Consider the following 16,931-nt stretch of genomic DNA (forward strand, 5'->3'; position numbering starts at 1 on the left):
TCAGGCCGGTTCGATGCGGATAATCTCAATCGTCTGATCGCCTGCCGGCCGATGCCACAGCACCTCATCCCCCGGTTGCGCGCCCAGTAGCGCGCGACCCAGGGGCGAGCCCCAGTTGACCAGACCATGGGCGGCATCGGCCTGGTCTTCCCCCACCAGTTGCACCTGCTGCTCGCTGCCCTGTTCATCGGCGAAGGTCACGCGGCTGCCGATCTGCACCTTGGCGGTGGAGGTGGCCTGGGTCACCACCTGGGCGCTTTGCAGGCGTTGCTGAAAATACCGCAGGTCACGTTCGATATCGGCTTGACGCTGTGGGTCCGCCTGGTCGCCCAGGCTCGCTTGTTCGCTGTGCTGGCTGTGGAGCTGCGCGACTTTGGCCTGCAACTGGGCCAGGCCGGTCGGGGTGACGTAGTTGGGTTGGGCGCTGACGAGGCGTTCGACCGGCTGGTCGGCCTGTGCGGCGGCCTGATCTTCATTGACGAAGGCACGGCTCATGGCATTTCTCCCTTGATGGAGGTTGGGCCATGGTCGCAGTCTTTTAGTTTCGAGCAATGTCCGAAAGCGACCTATTGCGAGCGATAGGCCCGCGCCGCGCCTTGATCCTTCTGTTGCTGCCAGGCGCGCTCGCGCTCATCCCAATGGCGGTCCCGGTAATCGGTGCGGTCCTGGTTTTCGAGCATGGCCTGGCATTGGCGGAAGCCATCGCTCCAGCCTTCGGCGTATTGCGGGTCCTTGAGGTAGCGCGGGACGTTTTTGCGGAACTCGCCACTGATCGACCCGGCGGCCTGGCGCCCACTGATGCACCCGTCATCGAAACCGTCGGCGAAGGCTGGCGGGTAACCCTGGGCCAGCAAATGCTCGTGGGTCGACTCGCACCCACTGATTAGCAACAACACGACGGCTGCCCAACCGAAACGCTTCATCTGCGACTCCTGGACGCTTGATGAGTGAAGTTTAGAAGCGCTTTCGTCGCGGCCTTGTGAAAAACAGGTGAGCGGTTTGTTTGGGGGGGTTGTGGATAGGTGCTGTGGCGTGTCAGGGAGAATGTCAGTGTGACTGATGGCCAGCGCATATCGGCAGCGACTACAGGCCAAGAGGGGCTTGTAGCCGCTGCCGCCAGGCTGCGCTGGCGCTTTCAGGCGCCGATGGGGCAGGCGGATTGGCAGCTTCTCAATAGTGATACCACTTGAGTTCCAGCATCACTTCGTTGACCGGTGTGGCCAGCTGGCTGAATTCGCGCTGGGCGCTCAGGCGCAGGCCGAGGTTGCGTGACAGTTCCCATTGCTGGTTGAGGCTCAGGCTGCGGCGCACTTCGCCGTTGGTGAAGTAGTCGCCCTTGGCCTCGACGCTGAAGTTGCCCAGCGGGTTTTTCCACAGGAGCCCGGAGTTGAACCCGGCCGCGGGGGCGATAAAGCCGGCGAAGTCGTTGTTGTGTTCGATGCGCACGGTGCCCAGGGCAAAGCCCAGGGTGTTTTCGCCCAGTTGCCAGGTACCGCCGGCACCGCCGTTGACGTGGCTGACCAGGGTTTCATCGTCATGCTTGCCGGGCACTCGCTCCAGGCCGCCGGTGACCTGCCACGACCAGGGTTGCAGCAACTCGTTGCGTGGGGTCAGGGAGCGGATGGTCGCAAGATCCAGTTGCTGCAGTTGCCAGTGATTGCCTTCGTACTGGCGCAGTTTCATCTGCAGGATTTCGATCTGTGCGCCCAGGGGGAAGCCTTCGGCGTTGTCATTCAGATCGTGGTAGGCCATGCGCAGGCCGTACTCGCCGAACGCCTGGTCGCCCCGGGTGCCGATGCCGGCCTGCCAGGTGCGTGACTCGTGGCCATCTTCCGGCAGCCCCGGACGCTCGATCTCAAGCTCCGGCGCCGGGTTCTGGTTGATCGCCCGCAACAGCTCGAAACTGCGCTGTGAGCGCTGCGGGTCGCGCTCCTGGCCGTTGGCGCGGTAGCGCTCCAGGCGGTAGGCCGCGTCGATGATCAGGGCCTGGCGGTCCCGCGGCTGGGCCTTGAAGGCCGGGTCCTGCAGTTGCTTCTGGTCGGCACTGACCTTGAGCACCCAATCCTGCTCGGCACCCGACAGCGGTTGCGCGCGGCTCAGCAGTTCACGTTCGCGGGATGGGCGATAGTCGATCTTCTCGACCAGCCCGGCTTCTTTCACCGCCTTGACCGTATCGGTGGGGATCGCAGTCAGGGGGAATTGCTCGGTCAGCTTCAGGCCGGGGCGCGCCACCTGCAGCAATTCCAGCAGGCGATAGGAGCAGTTTTCGTCGAAGAAAAAGTAGTCGAACTGGATCTGCTTCAGCTCCCAGACATGCTCGACCATGCGCTCGGTCTCGACCTGGGTCAGGTTCAGCCGGTATTCCCACAGGTCGCGGTTTTCCAGGCTGCGGTATTCCGAGAGTTTCTCCTGGTAGGGGACCAGGGCGAACAGACCCGGATAGCCGCCCATCAGGCCTTTCCAGGCGTAGAGGATGCTGTTGTCCGAGCCTTCGATATAGGCCCCGAAGTTGATCGCGTAGCTGAGCAGGGCCGTGTTGTTGCTTTGCACGTCGGCCTGGTCGATGCGCAGCAGGGTGTGGCCGAACATCGAGGACGGACTATTGAGGTAGGCCGCCGGGAAGATCATCACCGCGCTGTGGGGCGCGACATCCTTGAACCACTGCTTGAACTCGCTGCAATCCACCGCCGGCAGATCGTCCAGCTTGAGCTGCGCCTTGAGCCAGCGGGTGCGGGCCGGGTAAACGCATTGGGCGTGTTTCTCGCCGGCGCTGGCCGGGGCGTAGATCGCCTCGAGGGTGGCCTTGAGCTCTGCATCGGGATGGTGCGCGCCATCGGCGGCGAGGAAGAACTTCTGGTCGCTGACATAACTGCGCCAGCCGCCGAGCTTGCCGCTCTCGTAGTGCCCCAGGGAGATCCAGAACGGATCATTGGCCAATTGCTGCAAACGTTGATTGTCGATATGAGGCGCGGCGTACAGCGGGGCGCAGGCGCACAGCGCCAGATAGGCAAGGCGTTTGAGCATGGTGGGCAACTTAAGTCGAAAAAAACAAAGACCCAAAGGGGGTTAGGTCAAAAAAATAAAAAGCCCGCCCCCAGGGGGAGCGGGCGTTGCGAGCTTAAGCCGGGGTAGCGTATTTAGCCAGGCGCGTGTCGCTTTTCAGCACGGCCAGGGTGTTGGTGTGCACATCGTCCGCGGTCACGTCAGCTTTGCTGAAGATCTGCTGGAAGTGCTCGTGGGTGACTGCGGCGAAGTGCGCGCGATCTTCCGGAGCGACACCCAGTACCACAGCGTAAGTGGTCAAGGCTTCGCCTTGGCCTTTTGCCATGTCTTCGGACAGTTCGTTCATCATGCCATTCATGGCAATCCAGGATTTACCGCCATACGTCAGCGCGGAGTTGGTCGAGCAACCGTTGGTACCGGACGTCATACCGAACGTGGCGTTACCGGAAGTGCCGTTGGTGGTGGATGCCAGGAAGTGTGCTGGGGTCCCACGCTGACCTTCGAACAGCATGTTGCCCCAACCGCAATCCGGACCGCCTGGCGCCTGAGCCATGGCATTGATGGAAACAGCGGTGAAAAGAGTACCGAGAAGAATCCGTTTCATAGCTTTGTTCTCTTTGTGTGCAAACCAATGGACAAGGGGGTCTGGCCAATTTCTGCGCCAGTGGGCCGGTTATTAGTCCAGCCGCGCAGTTTGGAGTTTAGGCAGGTTCCAAGGGTTCCGTTACTTTTTACAAAACATTCATGCATATGAAGGTTTTTTTTCCGGTCACCCCGGCTTTTACGTTTGTCTATGCTTTCGCCTGAGGCGCGCCTTGCCAGCCGGGTATACCCGGCGCCAGAATGCCGCCATCTGCCCCGCCTGATGTAAGGAAGCCCGATGCCTGATCCTGTTGCTGCCAGCTTGCGTCTAGCGCCCGAAGCGCTGACCCGTCCGTTTTCCGCTGAACAGTTCAGCTTCTCGACCACCAATGATCTGGAGCCCTTTCGCGGTGTGCTTGGCCAGGAACGTGCTGTTGAAGCGCTGCAATTCGGTGTGGCCATGCCACGCCCCGGTTACAACGTGTTTGTCATGGGTGAGCCCGGCACTGGCCGGTTTTCTTTCGTCAAACGCTACTTGAAGGCTGAGGGCAAGCGCCTGCAGACCCCGGCGGACTGGGTCTACGTCAACAATTTCGATGAGCCGCGCGAGCCCCGGGCCCTGGAATTGCCGTCGGGCACAGCCGGTGCGTTCATCGGCGACATCAACGGTTTGATCGACAACCTGTTGTCGACCTTTCCGGCGGTGTTCGAACACCCGTCCTACCAACAGAAGAAAAGCGCCATCGACCGTGCGTTCAACCAGCGCTACGACCGCGCCCTGGATGTGATCGAACGCCTGGCCCTGGAAAAGGAAGTCGCGCTGTACCGCGACAGCACCAACATCGCCTTTACCCCGATGAGCGAGGGCAAGGCGTTGGATGAGGCGGAATTCGCCCAGTTGCCCGAGGCCGAGCGCGAGCGTTTCCACGAGGACATTTCAGCGCTGGAAGAGCGCCTCAACGAAGAACTGGCGAGCCTGCCGCAATGGAAGCGCGAGTCGAGCAACCAGTTGCGCCAGCTCAACGAAGAAACCATCACCCTGGCCCTGCAACCTTTGCTGGCGCCACTGTCGGAAAAGTACGCGGAGAACGCAGCGGTCTGCGGTTACCTGCAAGCCATGCAGGTTTACCTGCTGAAAACCGTGGTCGAACAACTGGTCGACGACAGCAAGACCGACGCCGTGGCCCGCAAGCTCCTGGAAGAACAGTACGGCCCGAGCCTGGTGGTCGGTCACCCGGCCAGCGGTGGTGCACCGGTGGTGTTCGAGCCCCATCCGACCTACGACAACCTGTTTGGCCGGATCGAGTACAGCACCGACCAGGGCGCGCTTTACACCACCTACCGTCAACTGCGGCCGGGCGCCTTGCACCGGGCCAACGGCGGCTTCCTGATTCTTGAAGCCGAGAAGATGCTCAGCGAGCCATTTGTCTGGGACGCTCTCAAGCGTGCCCTGCAATCGCGCAAGCTGAAGATGGAGTCTCCACTGGGCGAGCTCGGGCGCCTGGCCACGGTGACCCTGACGCCACAAGTGATCCCGCTGCAGGTCAAGGTCATCATCATCGGTGCGCGGCAGCTGTACTACACGCTGCAGGACCTGGATCCGGACTTCCAGGAGATGTTCCGGGTGCTGGTGGACTTCGACGAAGACATCCCGATGGTCGACGAGAGCCTTGAGCAGTTCGCCCAGTTGCTCAAGACCCGTACTTCGGAAGAAGGCATGGCGCCGCTGACCGCCGATGCGGTGGCGCGCCTGGCGACCTACAGCGCGCGCCTGGCCGAGCACCAGGGGCGTTTGTCGGCGCGCATTGGCGATCTGTTCCAGTTGGTCAGCGAGGCCGACTTCATTCGTCACTTGGCCGCCGATGAAATGACCGATGCCGGGCATATCGAACGCGCGCTCAAGGCCAAGGCCACTCGCACCGGCCGGGTGTCGGCGCGGATTCTCGATGACATGCTCGCCGGGATCATCCTGATCGATACCGACGGTGCCGCCGTCGGCAAGTGCAACGGGCTGACGGTGCTGGAGGTGGGCGATTCGGCGTTCGGGGTTCCCGCGCGGATTTCGGCGACGGTCTATCCGGGCGGCAGCGGTATCGTCGACATCGAGCGCGAGGTCAACCTCGGGCAGCCGATCCACTCCAAGGGGGTGATGATCCTCACCGGTTACCTGGGCAGTCGTTATGCCCAGGAATTCCCCCTGGCGATCTCCGCCAGTATTGCCCTGGAGCAGTCCTACGGTTACGTCGATGGCGACAGCGCGTCCCTGGGCGAGGCGTGCACCCTGATCTCGGCGCTGTCCAAGACGCCGCTCAAGCAATGCTTCGCCATCACCGGCTCGATCAACCAGTTTGGCGAAGTGCAGGCGGTGGGCGGGGTCAACGAGAAGATCGAAGGCTTCTTCCGTCTCTGCGAGGCGCGCGGTTTGACCGGGGAGCAGGGCGCCATCATTCCACAGGCCAACGTCGCGACCCTGATGCTGGATGAGAAAGTGCTGCAGGCAGTGCGTGCCGGGCAGTTCCATGTGTATGCGGTGCGCCAGGCCGACGAGGCCCTGAGCCTGTTGGTCGGCGAGCCTGCCGGCGAGCCGGATGCAGATGGGCAGTTCCCGGAAGGCAGCGTCAACGCGCGGGTGGTTGAGCGCCTGCGGGTGATCGCGGAAATGATCAGCGAAGAGGACCTCAAGGAAGCCGAAAAAGAGCTGGCGCAGCAGGCGCTGGTTGAAGCCAAACCGGTCTGAATCCGACCTGCGGCGCGGGCTTTGTCCCGCGTCGCAGCGTCAGTCGGCTGGCGTCAACTTTCGCCAAAAGACCATTCGGCGCCTGTTTATCCGGTCAACTTTGCTTATCGGGCTTTTCCTCTATTCTCAGGGCAAGGAGAACGACAGTCGTCACTGGATCGCAACAGTCTTCCGACGAAGGCTGAACACCGGATCTAACGAGGGTCGCCGCCATGTCGCGCAACCTCTGCCTTACCCGCCAATGCCTGGGCCTGGTCACCCGTATCGAATGCAGCGTTCGTCCGCTGGCCGGCGATACCGGAATGTGGACCTTGCTGTTCGCCGCCGGAATGGCCGGTGAACAACCTTCTGCCATCAAATCCCAGGGGCCTTTCTGCGGCCCGGTGGTGGCTGAATCCATACTCGACTCGATTGTCGAGAGCCTCACCACCCACGGTTACCAACTGGCCGATGACCCGCAGATCTGGTGCCTGCACCTGCAAGCCCAACTGCGCCAGATCAATGGTGATCGCGGGCGCAACTCCGGCGACTTCCAGTTCCATCCCGAGCACTGAACCCTACTGATCGGCCCGAGGGGGTTCGACTTTGTCGAGCTTGACCTCGAAGCCGTACTCGACGGGGTTGAGCTCGGTGCGCTGGTAGCTCTCCAGCTCAGTGGGCTGGCCATAGAAATAGTGCACGTCGAACAGCGCCGGGCCGTTGGCCGATGCGCCGTGGCTGACGGCAAAAATCTCCTTCAGGTACTGCCCCGTGTCGTCTTTGGCGTAAAAGCGCCAGGCATCGGCGGGAAACTGCGCCTGGTCGACGATCAGCGCATTGCCTTTGAGCTCCAGGCCCTTGGGCAATTGCTGGGTCTTGACGGTGTTTTTCTCGATGCTTGCCAGGAACAAGGGTATAGAACCGACCGCATAGGCCGGGGTCTCCGGGAACAGGTTGAGGTCGTAAGTGATGGTGCCGCGCAACGGGTCGATCTCGAAGGCTTCGGTGGGCAGTTCGATGGGTTCGCCGCGCTTGCCCTGGGCATCCTGGGTGAAAAACGTCACCGGGGTATCGCCGGTATTGAAGGACGAACCCAGCAATTCGTCATTGAACGTGCGCGGGTGATCGAATTCGATGCGCGCGGCACTGGCATCCTCCACCGACTGGCTGATGCTGACGCTTTTCTTCAGGGTGTCTTCGTCGAGGTCCGCGGCTTTGAGGTAGGTCGCGGCCTGATCGTCATAGACCACAACCGGCATCGGCAGCGGCCGGATGTTCTTGTCGGTGCTCATATGGTCGAAGCGCTGAACCGGCAGGTCGAGGTCCTTGCGAGTAATGCTGGCCTGGGAAAAGTCGAAGACGCTGACCTCCAGCTTGTCGATCACCCCGTTGAAATAGACCTTGGCGTAATGGCTGGTCTGCTGTTCGTCGAACGCCTTCTGCTCGGTTTCGAGCTGCCGTTCGAAATCGTCGCTCCAGGCTTTCTGTTTCTTCATTTGCGCCAGTTGCTGCTCGTAGAAGGCCACTTGCTGGGCGCTTTCGTTGAGTGAGCCGGCGCGCGCCAGGAACTGCCCGCTGGTGTCGCGGGCCTGGACCAGCAGCGGGTTCGGCGAGGTATCGCTGATCTGCGCCGGCAGCGCACTGCTGTTGCGCATTTCGATCTCGGCCCAGTTTTTGTCCAGTTTCAGCAGGGTGACTTGAAGATTGTCCTCGGTGCGGGTCTTGCCCAGGTCGGCCTTGCTCAGCTGGAAAGTCTGTACCCGGCGCGGCGCTATGACTTCGACCTTGCCCTGCAGGCTGACCGGTTGAGGCTGATCCTTGTTGGCGACTTCCAGGCCCTCGATGAACGGATAGGTCACCGTCAGGTCGTCGGGGTTGGTCAGGTTGGAACTGGACGGGCTGAGCTGAATGCCGGGGTCGGTTTCCGACCATTCAGGCTGGAAAGGGATGACTTTTTTGTTGCTCAAGGTTACGGACTGCCACTCCAGGCCATGGGGAAAGGGGAACTCGGCGGGCATGGTGAAGCTGAAGGGGAACACCGGTTGCAGGTCGGTCAGGTAGTCGGAACTGGCGGGTTTGCGCAGCACGAACAGGCCATTGATGTAGGTATCGACCAGGGCTTGCGGGCTGGGATAGTGCTTGAGCAGGGCCAGGGCGTCATCGGCGTACTCGGTATCGATGGGTTTGCTTTGCAGTCGCAGCTCGGCGCGCTCCAACAGCAGCAGAGAGCCGCCCAGGTCGGCAATGGCGTCTTTGAGTTTCGGGTCCTGGATGGCGTCCAGGGACTTCTCGAATTGTGCGGTTTTCTCTTCGAGGCTGACCTGGCGCTTCTCTTCACTGGGTGAGCAGCCGCTGCCGAGCAACAGCGCCGTGCACATTCCGATACTCGCCAGAGGCAATCGCAAATCCATTTTCCAGTCTTCCTGTCCGATGTCAGTGAGCGGCGTGAATGGTTTCGACACTAGCAGAAAAAACGTGGCGACAGACCCGCAGGTTGCGGATTTGTCGGTGGTTTATGGGCTCGGGGACGGCTGATATACTCGCCGCCGTTTTCAAACTTCGTGTGAGATCCAATGGAACGTTTTATCGAAAATGCAATGTATGCCTCACGCTGGCTGCTGGCGCCGATCTACTTCGGGCTGTCGCTGGGCTTGCTGGCGCTGGCATTGAAGTTCTTCCAGGAAGTCTTCCACGTTATCCCCAACGTGTTCTCCATGGCCGAGTCGGACCTGATCCTGGTGCTGCTGTCGTTGATCGACATGGCACTGGTGGGCGGCTTGCTGGTGATGGTGATGATTTCCGGTTACGAGAACTTCGTTTCCCAACTGGACATCGATGAGAGCAAGGAAAAGCTCAACTGGCTGGGCACCATGGACTCGTCGTCGCTGAAGATGAAAGTGGCGGCGTCGATCGTGGCGATTTCCTCGATTCACCTGCTGCGCATCTTCATGGACGCCAAGAACGTCGATCCCGAGCATCTGAAGTGGTACGTGATCATCCACATGACCTTCGTGATCTCGGCGTTCGCCATGGGTTACCTGGACAAGCTGACCAAGCACTGATCGCTCAAACGCCGCTGTAACCGAACCGCCCGGACGTTGTGCAAACGTCCGGGCGGTTTTGTTTAGGGGGCTGGCGGGTTTCAGGCCGCGGGGGGATCAGGGGGCTTCCGGAGCCTGCAGCTTGACCTCGAAGTCATACTCAAAGGGCGTGACGTCTACCAGTTGATAGGCTTCGACGGTGGTGGGTTGCCCGTAGTAGTACTGCACCTGGAACAGCTCCTCGCTCTGCTTGCCTTGATGCTGGACCTGGTGGAATTTCTTCAGGTAGCGGCCACTGCTGTCCTTGGCGAAGAAGCGCCAGGCAACCTCCGGGAACGGCGTGCTCTGGATGATCAGGGCGTTGTCCCGCACGCTCAGGCCCTGGGGCAGGGCGCTGGCCTCGAATAGGCGTCTTTCAACCTTGGGGTGAAGCAGGGTCATGGTGCCGGTGGCATACGCTGGTTGCCGAGGCAGCTCCGAGGGGCTGTAGCTAATGCTGCCGCGGAAGGGGTCGAAGTCGAAGGTGCGCAAGCCCATATCCAGCAGTTCGCCACGGGAGTTGAGCGCGCCCTGGGTATAGAACTGCAATGAGCGCTGGAAGTCGTACCCGGCCGCCGACCAGGCGAAGGGCGCGTCGGAGTGAAAGAGGATTCGGGCGTATTGGTCGCTGACCGCCTCTGAGCTGACACGCACGCTCTGGCGCATCTGTTCCTGGGTTATGGCATAGCGTCGGGTCTGCTCGGCGATGCTGTCGTCATGCACCACGGCGTGCCCCGGCATGGGCTGCAAGGCGCTGCCAGTGATCCACTTCTCGAACGAATAGACCGGGGTTTTCAACGCCTGGCGCTGCACCTGGGCGGTCGAGAAGTCCAGGGCGGTGACCTTGAGGTTTTGCAGTTCGCCGTAGAAGGACACCTTCTTGTAGTGACTGCCCCGGGCCTGGCGCCAGGCGTCCAACTGCTGCTGTTGCTGGGCGATAAAGGCCGGGTCGTATTTTTTCTGTTGCAACAGCGCCAGCAGTTGCTCGTCCTCGAAGTCCAGTTGTGCCTGGGGCTTGGTGATCGCGTGGGAGGCCTTCAAGTAGTTGCCGTCCCGGTCTTGAGCCTGGATCAGCAACGGGTCCAGCTGCTTTTCTGCGAATTCGGCGCTCAGCGGGGCACTGTTGACCAGCTCGAACTCGGCAAAGTTTGGCTCGGCCTTGAGCAGCTTCACGCTGAGGTTGCCTTGGCTCTGGGTGCTGCCGACGTCACCACGGGCGAAACTGAACACTTTGACCTGACCGGGAACCACCGTTTGCGCAGTACCGTTCAAGGCCACGACTTCGGGGGTGTTTTCGCTTCGCTCTTTATCCGGGTAGATAAGTTGATAGTGCCCGGGCTTGTGCTGTTCCAGGCGCCGGGACTGAGGGCCTCCTGCGGGCTCCTTGTCGGCTTGCAGGGCGATCACCGATCCGTCTTTCAAACTGGCCGACTGCCAGTCGAGCTCGGTCGGGAACAACGGCTCGAGTGGGTCTTTGTTGAACGGCGAACTGACGTCCATGTCGATTCTGCGAAAGACCGTGGCGTCATAACTCTTGAAGAACAGGCTCGCCAGCCAGTGCCCGGCCGCGTCGGTGGGAACCGGGTATTGCTCGATGAGGTCATTGGCGTCGAGGCTGTGTTCGACCTTCCAGGCTGAGTTCATCCTCAGCAAACCGCGCCGCTCGTCGTACCAGGCCTGCAGCTGAGTGATGGCCAGTTTTTCGAGTGTCGAGTTGGGCAACTCCCTGGCCTGGGCAATGCGTTGGTCGAAGGTCTGTTCCAGGCGTTTTTCGGGGCTCAGCTCCACGCTCAGGTACAGCGCCAGGGCGCCTGCCGCGAGGAGGCCGACGCCGGTGGCGACGCAGGTCATGAGTTTCATGGGCGGGCGGCCTGTTTCAGGGCGCGTGGCAGGTCAACATCCATTTGCAGAGATCCATTGGCGTAGAAAGGGCTGGAAAGCGGCGGCGACACTAACAGAAAACCCGGACGTTTTCCTTTTGCCGATGCCTGCCCCGGGTGCTGCGCCGTTGGTCCAGATCGCGAGGCCGGCGCTTGTACTTTTATCGCGCCAGGCATATGCCTGTAACGTCACGGGCCTGAATTGCACGAGGTGGGTTTATGAACCTGCAAGAAATGAATGCCTACGCCATCGCCGGCAAGGTCGATGAGTTGAACCTGATTTCCCTGGAAGGCGGCATCTATCTGCTGGAGGCGCGCATGCACGGGGCGGCCTATCCCCTCAGCGACGGCCATGGGCAGATGTTCCACCTGCGTTCGGTGGAACATGCGCGTCAGGTGTTGCAGGCGTTTCCGACATTGCCGTTCAACCTGGTGCACACCTCGGTGCATGACGAAATGTGCGGCTTGTCTGCCAGCGCCGAGGAAAGCCTGAAGGTGCCGCTGGCGTTGCGCTCCGCCTGATAGCGCCATACGCCCCCCTGATCTTCGCCGGGGCTTCTGTGCTAGTCTGCTCGCCCTTTTGGTTCCGGGCGCCCCGGGATGCGCTGTGCACGCACGGCAAGTTCCCGAGCCGTCCGCACAGCGGAGCAGTTCCATGTCCGAAGTAAATCTGTCCACCGACGAAACCCGCGTCAGCTACGGCATCGGCCGTCAGTTGGGCGACCAGCTGCGCGACAACCCGCCGCCGGGCGTGAGCCTGGACGCGATCCTGGCTGGCCTGACCGACGCGTTCGCCGGCAAGCCAAGCCGTGTAGGCCAGGACGAGCTGTCCGCCAGCTTCAAGGTCATTCGTGAAATCATGCAGGCCGAAGCGGCCGCCAAGGCTGAAGCAGCTGCAGGCGAAGGCCTGGCTTTCCTGGCTGAAAACGCCAAGCGCGATGGGATCACCACCCTGGCTTCGGGCCTGCAATTCGAAGTGCTGACTGCGGGCGAGGGCGCCAAGCCATCCCGTGAAGACAGCGTGCGCACTCACTACCACGGCACCCTGATCGACGGCACTGTGTTCGACAGCTCCTACGAGCGCGGCCAGCCTGCAGAGTTTCCGGTGGGTGGCGTGATCGCCGGCTGGACCGAAGCCCTGCAACTGATGAACGCCGGTAGCAAATGGCGTCTGTACGTGCCGAGCGAACTGGCTTACGGCGCGCAAGGCGTAGGCAGCATCCCGCCGCACAGCGTCCTGGTGTTTGACGTCGAGCTGCTCGACGTACTCTAAGTCGTAGCGAATGCGGGAGCCGGTTCGCCGGCGATGCAGGCGGCGCGGTTCAGCCTTGAACCCGTGCGCCTGCCATCGCTGGCAAGCCGGCCCCCGCAGATTTTGCAGTGACGCTCATACCTGAAACTTGCTGCTGAGTTCTGACGCCGGGCGCAAGGCTCTGGCGTAACAGAACAAAAACAGGTTGCGCACCAGTTCCTTGAGCACCATCGGCTCGCTGGAACTCAAGCCGTTGAAATCCAGGTCACCCTGGTCCTGCAGCTCGTTCAGAGCTTCTTCTTCCAGCACCGCACAGACTTCCCCGGTTTCCCGATGAAGGATTCTCAAGTAAGGGTGTGGGCGATCCAGCCACGCGTCGATCAAATAAGTCATGGTTCTCATCTCCTTGATGGGGTTCAATGAGAATAATTCTTATTCAATGAATAGCAAGTACCTATTGGCAGTTTCTGCTTTTTTCTAGGCAGAAATTGCTGTCGATCAACTCGACTGGCCTTTTGCTATTGGGGGGGGCTTGAGTGGGGGATGATGCGGGGAGATGGCGCCATCCCGCGCAGTACGCGGGATGGGCAGGGGAATCAGACCTTGCGCACGAACTCTGACTTGAGTTTCATCGGGCCGATGCCGTCGATCTTGCAGTCGATGTCATGGTCGCCATCGCACAGGCGGATATTCTTGACCTTGGTGCCGACCTTGACCACCAGGGACGTGCCCTTGACCTTGAGGTCCTTGATCACGGTGATGGTGTCGCCATCTTGCAGGACGTTACCCACCGAGTCTTTTTTCACGCTTTCATCGGACGCTACTTCGGCTTCGCCGCTGGCGGACCACTCGTGGGCGCATTCCGGGCAGATCAGCTGTGCGCCGTCTTCATAGGTGTATTCGGAATTGCATTTTGGGCAGGGTGGCAACGTGCTCACTAAAGCTCCTTGAGTTTCAGGATGGCTAAAAAGCGCACATTGTATAGGGTTTTAACCGGGAGAGGGGCGAGATGCCCGTTGGAGCCGGCTGGCCGGCTCCAGTGCAGGGGGGAATCAGTGCGTGCGGGCGACCGCGAACTCGCTCAGTTCCACCAGCGCGTCGCGGTATTCGCTTGGCGGCAGGGCTTCGAGGCAGCTGATGGCGCGGGCTACGTAGTCGCGGGCCAGTTGTGCGGTGTAATCCAGGGAACCCGAGGCTTCCACGGCAGCGCGGATGCTTTCCAGGTCTTCGATGCCGCCTTTCTGGATCGCCTGGCGGACCAGTGCGGCCTGTTCGGCGGTGCCTTCGCGCATGGTGTAGATCAGCGGCAGGGTCGGCTTGCCTTCGGCCAGATCGTCACCGACGTTCTTGCCCAGGGTCTCGGCGTCGCCGCGGTAGTCCAGCAGGTCGTCGACCAGCTGGAAGGCCACCCCCAGGTGATCGCCAAAGGTGCGCAGCGCTTCGCTTTGTTCCGGCGTGGCACCGGCCAGGGCTGCGGCGCTATGGGTCGAGGCTTCGAAGAGCATCGCGGTCTTGCCGCGGATGACTTCCATATAGGTTTCTTCGGTGGTGCTGGCGTCACGGACTTTCGACAGCTGCAGCACTTCGCCTTCGGCGATGATGCGGGTGGCTTGGGAAAGGATCTTCATGACCGGCATCGAGCCCAGCTCGACCATCATTTCGAACGAGCGCGAGTACAGGAAGTCGCCCACCAGTACGCTCGGCGCGTTGCCCCACATGGCGTTGGCCGTGGAGCGGCCACGGCGCATGCCGGACATGTCGACCACGTCGTCATGCAGCAGGGTGGCGGTGTGCAGGAATTCGATGGTGGCGGCCAGCAGACGCATGTCGTCGCCTTCGCGACCCAGGGCCTTGCCGCACAGCAGCACCAATAAAGGACGCAGGCGCTTGCCCCCGGCCGAGGTGATGTAGTCGCCGATTTTCGATACCAGCGGCACCCGGGAAGTCAGCTGCTTCTTGATGATGCCGTCGACGGCGCTAAAATCGTCCGCCACCGCGCGGTAGAAAGCTTGGGGTTGCATCAGCGAGAGTCGCTCCAGAAGGGTTGCGCGGCATGCTAGGACCCGCGTCCGGGCCTGTCAAGGCGCTATGGACAGGCACTTGCATCGGCTTTGCTCCTTGCGTACAATCGCGCACCCTGAACTTCCTGGGCAGCACCTGCCTTACGCAATTGCACTTGGGCCGTTCCAGCCCCATGCAGCCATGCCAGCCAATACCTCTTCTTATAAAGAGCTGGGTGAGCAGGATTATCGGAGAAATACCATGTCGTACGCAGTAATCGTTACTGGTGGCAAGCAATACAAAGTCGCCCCAGGTGAATACCTGAAGATTGAAAAACTGGAAATCGCTACCGGCGAATCCGTAACTTTTGATCGCGTTCTGTTGGTCGCCAATGGCGATGACGTGAATATCGGTGCTCCAGTTGTTGCTGGCGCTACCGTTGTGGCTGAAGTGATCTCCCAAGGTCGTCACGATAAAATCCGCATCATCAAGTTCCGTCGTCGTAAGCACCACATGAAGCGTATGGGCCACCGCCAGTGGTACACCGAGATCAAAATCACCGGTATTCAGGCTTAATTTCAGCCTAATTCCTCACTAGGAGAATTGAACTCATGGCACACAAAAAAGCTGGTGGTAGTACCCGTAACGGTCGCGACTCAGAAGCCAAACGCCTTGGCGTGAAGATGTATGGCGGCCAGGTCATCATTCCGGGCAACATCATCGTGCGTCAGCGCGGCACCCAATTCCACGCTGGCTACGGCGTTGGCATGGGCAAAGATCACACTCTGTTCGCTAAAATCGACGGCGTGATCAAGTTCGAAGTAAAAGGCGCTTTCAACCGCCGTTACGTGAGCATTGTCCCGAAGACTGAAGTCGTCGCGGCATAATTGCGTAGTTGCTGGAAAAGCCCTGTCTCGCGACGGGGCTTTTTCGTTTGTGGGGTGAGTCTCTTGCAAAGCTGTTTGTGATGGGCGAAAGCAGCGGGATTTGCGGTCGGTGCTTGAGGTCGCTGCGCTCATTTTTGCAAGAGTCTTATGTCTTGATTTTTCGGCTCGTCCGTATGGCGAGAGGCGTTCTGTTATGAAGTTTGTTGATGAAGTATCGATTCGAGTAAAGGCCGGCGACGGCGGCAACGGTTGCATGAGCTTCCGTCGCGAAAAATTCATTGAAAACGGCGGCCCGAACGGCGGCGACGGTGGTGATGGCGGCTCGGTCTATATGGTTGCCGACGAAAACCTCAACACCCTGGTGGACTACCGTTACACCCGGCACTTCGATGCCGAGCGTGGCTCCAACGGCGGCAGCACCGATTGCACCGGTAAAAAAGGTGAAGAGCTGGTGCTGCGCGTGCCGGTTGGTACCACGGTCATCGACTCCGCTACCCAGGAAGTGATTGGCGACCTGACCAAGGCCGGCCAGAAGCTGCTGGTAGCCCACGGCGGCTGGCACGGTCTGGGTAACACCCGGTTCAAGTCCAGCACCAACCGTGCGCCGCGCCAGACCACTCCGGGCAAGCCGGGTGAGGCGCGTGACCTCAAGCTGGAAATGAAGGTCTTGGCGGACGTGGGTCTGCTGGGTTTGCCGAACGCCGGTAAAAGTACCTTTATCCGTTCGGTTTCGGCCGCCAAGCCGAAAGTGGCCGACTACCCGTTCACCACCCTGGTGCCGAACCTGGGTGTGGTCAGTGTCGATCGCTGGAAAAGCTTCGTGGTCGCGGACATTCCGGGCCTGATCGAGGGTGCTTCCGACGGTGCTGGCCTGGGGATTCGTTTCCTCAAGCATTTGTCCCGTACCCGCCTGCTGTTGCACCTCGTGGACATGGCGCCGCTGGATGACTCCAGTGCGCCGGATGCTGCCGAAGTGATTGTCAGCGAGCTGACCAAGTTCAGCCCGTCGCTGGCTGAGCGTGACCGCTGGCTGGTGCTGAACAAGTGCGACCAGATCCTTGAAGAAGAGCACGATGCTCGGGTCAAGGAAATCGTTGATCGCCTGGAGTGGACCGGTCCGGTGTACGTGATCTCGGCCATCTCCAAGCTGGGTACCGAGCGTCTGTGTCACGACATCATGCGTTACATGGAAGATCGTGCCGATCGCCTGGCCAATGACCCGGCCTATAAGGAAGAGCTGGCCGAACTCGATCAGCGCATCGAAGACGAAGCCCGTGCTCAGTTGCAGGCCCTGGATGACCAGCGTGCTCTGCGCCGTAGCGGCGTGAAGTCGGTCCATGACATCGGTGACGATGACTGGGACGAAGAAGATGTGGATGACGAAGATGGTCCGGAAATCATTTACGTGCGTGACTGATTCCTTGCAGTAAACTTAAGCGCCGCTCAATCGAGCGGCGTTTTAGTATCCGGAAATCGATAGTCACGAATAACGTTACGGGCAGTGCTGGGTCGTGCTGTCCTCAAGCTAAG

General features: G+C 60.6%; 17 protein-coding genes. 8 read left to right on the top strand and 9 right to left on the bottom strand.

Features of this window, described 5'->3' with window-relative positions:
• From CF161_RS09835 to CF161_RS09850, 4 genes are all read right to left on the bottom strand, one after another.
• On the bottom strand, positions 1-495 hold the full coding sequence (locus CF161_RS09835) for a GreA/GreB family elongation factor (RefSeq protein ID WP_020296432.1): 495 nt from the start codon (positions 493-495) through the stop codon (positions 1-3).
• Between the two features lie 71 nt (positions 496-566).
• Complete coding sequence (locus tag CF161_RS09840; protein ID WP_020296433.1) at positions 567-923, bottom strand: hypothetical protein; 357 nt, start codon at positions 921-923, stop codon at positions 567-569.
• Between the two features lie 247 nt (positions 924-1,170).
• Positions 1,171-3,024: a DUF4105 domain-containing protein gene (locus CF161_RS09845; RefSeq protein WP_020296434.1), complete on the bottom strand. Its 1,854-nt coding sequence runs from the start codon at positions 3,022-3,024 to the stop codon at positions 1,171-1,173.
• A gap of 94 nt (positions 3,025-3,118) precedes the next feature.
• On the bottom strand, positions 3,119-3,607 hold the full coding sequence (locus tag CF161_RS09850; RefSeq protein ID WP_020296435.1) for a DUF3015 domain-containing protein: 489 nt from the start codon (positions 3,605-3,607) through the stop codon (positions 3,119-3,121).
• Between the two features lie 276 nt (positions 3,608-3,883).
• Here CF161_RS09850 and CF161_RS09855 point away from each other — a divergent pair, with 276 nt between their 5' ends.
• Positions 3,884-6,322, top strand: coding sequence for a Lon protease family protein (locus tag CF161_RS09855; RefSeq protein ID WP_020296436.1), 2,439 nt, complete (start codon positions 3,884-3,886; stop codon positions 6,320-6,322).
• A gap of 212 nt (positions 6,323-6,534) precedes the next feature.
• Positions 6,535-6,876 carry a hypothetical protein gene (locus CF161_RS09860; protein ID WP_020296437.1) on the top strand — a complete coding sequence of 114 codons (342 nt, stop codon included), beginning with the start codon at positions 6,535-6,537 and terminating at the stop codon, positions 6,874-6,876.
• A gap of 3 nt (positions 6,877-6,879) precedes the next feature.
• Here CF161_RS09860 and CF161_RS09865 read toward each other — a convergent pair whose 3' ends face one another.
• A complete protein-coding gene (locus CF161_RS09865; protein WP_020296438.1) occupies positions 6,880-8,712 on the bottom strand; it encodes a hypothetical protein in 1,833 nt (610 codons plus the stop codon).
• 162 nt (positions 8,713-8,874) lie between these two features.
• Between CF161_RS09865 and CF161_RS09870 the strand changes: the two genes are divergently transcribed.
• On the top strand, positions 8,875-9,363 hold the full coding sequence (locus tag CF161_RS09870; RefSeq protein ID WP_020296439.1) for a TIGR00645 family protein: 489 nt from the start codon (positions 8,875-8,877) through the stop codon (positions 9,361-9,363).
• Positions 9,364-9,459: 96 nt separating this feature from the next.
• Here the strand turns inward: CF161_RS09870 and CF161_RS09875 are convergent, their stop codons facing one another.
• Positions 9,460-11,241, bottom strand: a complete 1,782-nt coding sequence (locus CF161_RS09875) for a hypothetical protein (protein ID WP_020296440.1) — start codon at positions 11,239-11,241, stop codon at positions 9,460-9,462.
• Between the two features lie 239 nt (positions 11,242-11,480).
• On the opposite strand from CF161_RS09875, the gene CF161_RS09880 reads away from it, so the two are divergent.
• Together CF161_RS09880 and CF161_RS09885 are read left to right on the top strand one after the other, a co-directional pair.
• A complete protein-coding gene (locus CF161_RS09880) occupies positions 11,481-11,783 on the top strand; it encodes a DUF6482 family protein (RefSeq protein ID WP_020296441.1) in 303 nt (100 codons plus the stop codon).
• Between the two features lie 133 nt (positions 11,784-11,916).
• Positions 11,917-12,534: an FKBP-type peptidyl-prolyl cis-trans isomerase gene (locus CF161_RS09885; protein WP_020296442.1), complete on the top strand. Its 618-nt coding sequence runs from the start codon at positions 11,917-11,919 to the stop codon at positions 12,532-12,534.
• A 114-nt stretch (positions 12,535-12,648) separates the two neighbouring features.
• Here CF161_RS09885 and CF161_RS09890 read toward each other — a convergent pair whose 3' ends face one another.
• From CF161_RS09890 to CF161_RS09900, 3 genes are all read right to left on the bottom strand, one after another.
• Positions 12,649-12,906: a hypothetical protein gene (locus tag CF161_RS09890; RefSeq protein ID WP_020296443.1), complete on the bottom strand. Its 258-nt coding sequence runs from the start codon at positions 12,904-12,906 to the stop codon at positions 12,649-12,651.
• A 203-nt stretch (positions 12,907-13,109) separates the two neighbouring features.
• Positions 13,110-13,451 carry a zinc ribbon domain-containing protein YjdM gene (locus CF161_RS09895; RefSeq protein ID WP_020296444.1) on the bottom strand — a complete coding sequence of 114 codons (342 nt, stop codon included), beginning with the start codon at positions 13,449-13,451 and terminating at the stop codon, positions 13,110-13,112.
• 114 nt (positions 13,452-13,565) lie between these two features.
• Complete coding sequence (locus CF161_RS09900) at positions 13,566-14,534, bottom strand: polyprenyl synthetase family protein (protein WP_020296445.1); 969 nt, start codon at positions 14,532-14,534, stop codon at positions 13,566-13,568.
• Between the two features lie 241 nt (positions 14,535-14,775).
• Here CF161_RS09900 and rplU point away from each other — a divergent pair, with 241 nt between their 5' ends.
• The 3 genes from rplU to cgtA all read left to right on the top strand — a co-directional run bounded on the left by rplU (position 14,776) and on the right by cgtA (position 16,818).
• Complete coding sequence (gene rplU, locus CF161_RS09905) at positions 14,776-15,090, top strand: 50S ribosomal protein L21 (RefSeq protein ID WP_003230856.1); 315 nt, start codon at positions 14,776-14,778, stop codon at positions 15,088-15,090.
• 35 nt (positions 15,091-15,125) lie between these two features.
• Positions 15,126-15,401, top strand: coding sequence for a 50S ribosomal protein L27 (rpmA, locus tag CF161_RS09910; protein WP_003215862.1), 276 nt, complete (start codon positions 15,126-15,128; stop codon positions 15,399-15,401).
• 193 nt (positions 15,402-15,594) lie between these two features.
• Positions 15,595-16,818 (top strand): Obg family GTPase CgtA, encoded by a 1,224-nt coding sequence (cgtA, locus tag CF161_RS09915; RefSeq protein ID WP_020296447.1) that lies wholly within the window; start codon positions 15,595-15,597, stop codon positions 16,816-16,818.
• Positions 16,819-16,931: the final 113 nt, after the last annotated feature.

The sequence above is a fragment of the Pseudomonas sp. CF161 genome (assembly GCF_000416215.1).
Classification (GTDB): domain Bacteria; phylum Pseudomonadota; class Gammaproteobacteria; order Pseudomonadales; family Pseudomonadaceae; genus Aquipseudomonas.

Bases quoted from the DNA above. Each gene is read 5' to 3' on its own strand.
- CF161_RS09900 (WP_020296445.1), bottom strand. From the start codon at position 14,534: ATGCAACCCCAAGCTTTCTACCGCGCGGTGGCGGACGATTTTAGCGCC.
- CF161_RS09835 (WP_020296432.1), bottom strand. From the start codon at position 495: ATGAGCCGTGCCTTCGTCAATGAAGATCAGGCCGCCGCACAGGCCGAC.
- CF161_RS09875 (WP_020296440.1), bottom strand. From the start codon at position 11,241: ATGAAACTCATGACCTGCGTCGCCACCGGCGTCGGCCTCCTCGCGGCA.
- cgtA (WP_020296447.1), top strand. From the start codon at position 15,595: ATGAAGTTTGTTGATGAAGTATCGATTCGAGTAAAGGCCGGCGACGGC.
- CF161_RS09855 (WP_020296436.1), top strand. From the start codon at position 3,884: ATGCCTGATCCTGTTGCTGCCAGCTTGCGTCTAGCGCCCGAAGCGCTG.
- CF161_RS09885 (WP_020296442.1), top strand. From the start codon at position 11,917: ATGTCCGAAGTAAATCTGTCCACCGACGAAACCCGCGTCAGCTACGGC.
- CF161_RS09840 (WP_020296433.1), bottom strand. From the start codon at position 923: ATGAAGCGTTTCGGTTGGGCAGCCGTCGTGTTGTTGCTAATCAGTGGG.
- CF161_RS09880 (WP_020296441.1), top strand. From the start codon at position 11,481: ATGAACCTGCAAGAAATGAATGCCTACGCCATCGCCGGCAAGGTCGAT.
- CF161_RS09890 (WP_020296443.1), bottom strand. From the start codon at position 12,906: ATGACTTATTTGATCGACGCGTGGCTGGATCGCCCACACCCTTACTTG.
- CF161_RS09845 (WP_020296434.1), bottom strand. From the start codon at position 3,024: ATGCTCAAACGCCTTGCCTATCTGGCGCTGTGCGCCTGCGCCCCGCTG.
- rpmA (WP_003215862.1), top strand. From the start codon at position 15,126: ATGGCACACAAAAAAGCTGGTGGTAGTACCCGTAACGGTCGCGACTCA.
- CF161_RS09870 (WP_020296439.1), top strand. From the start codon at position 8,875: ATGGAACGTTTTATCGAAAATGCAATGTATGCCTCACGCTGGCTGCTG.
- CF161_RS09850 (WP_020296435.1), bottom strand. From the start codon at position 3,607: ATGAAACGGATTCTTCTCGGTACTCTTTTCACCGCTGTTTCCATCAAT.
- CF161_RS09860 (WP_020296437.1), top strand. From the start codon at position 6,535: ATGTCGCGCAACCTCTGCCTTACCCGCCAATGCCTGGGCCTGGTCACC.
- rplU (WP_003230856.1), top strand. From the start codon at position 14,776: ATGTCGTACGCAGTAATCGTTACTGGTGGCAAGCAATACAAAGTCGCC.
- CF161_RS09865 (WP_020296438.1), bottom strand. From the start codon at position 8,712: ATGGATTTGCGATTGCCTCTGGCGAGTATCGGAATGTGCACGGCGCTG.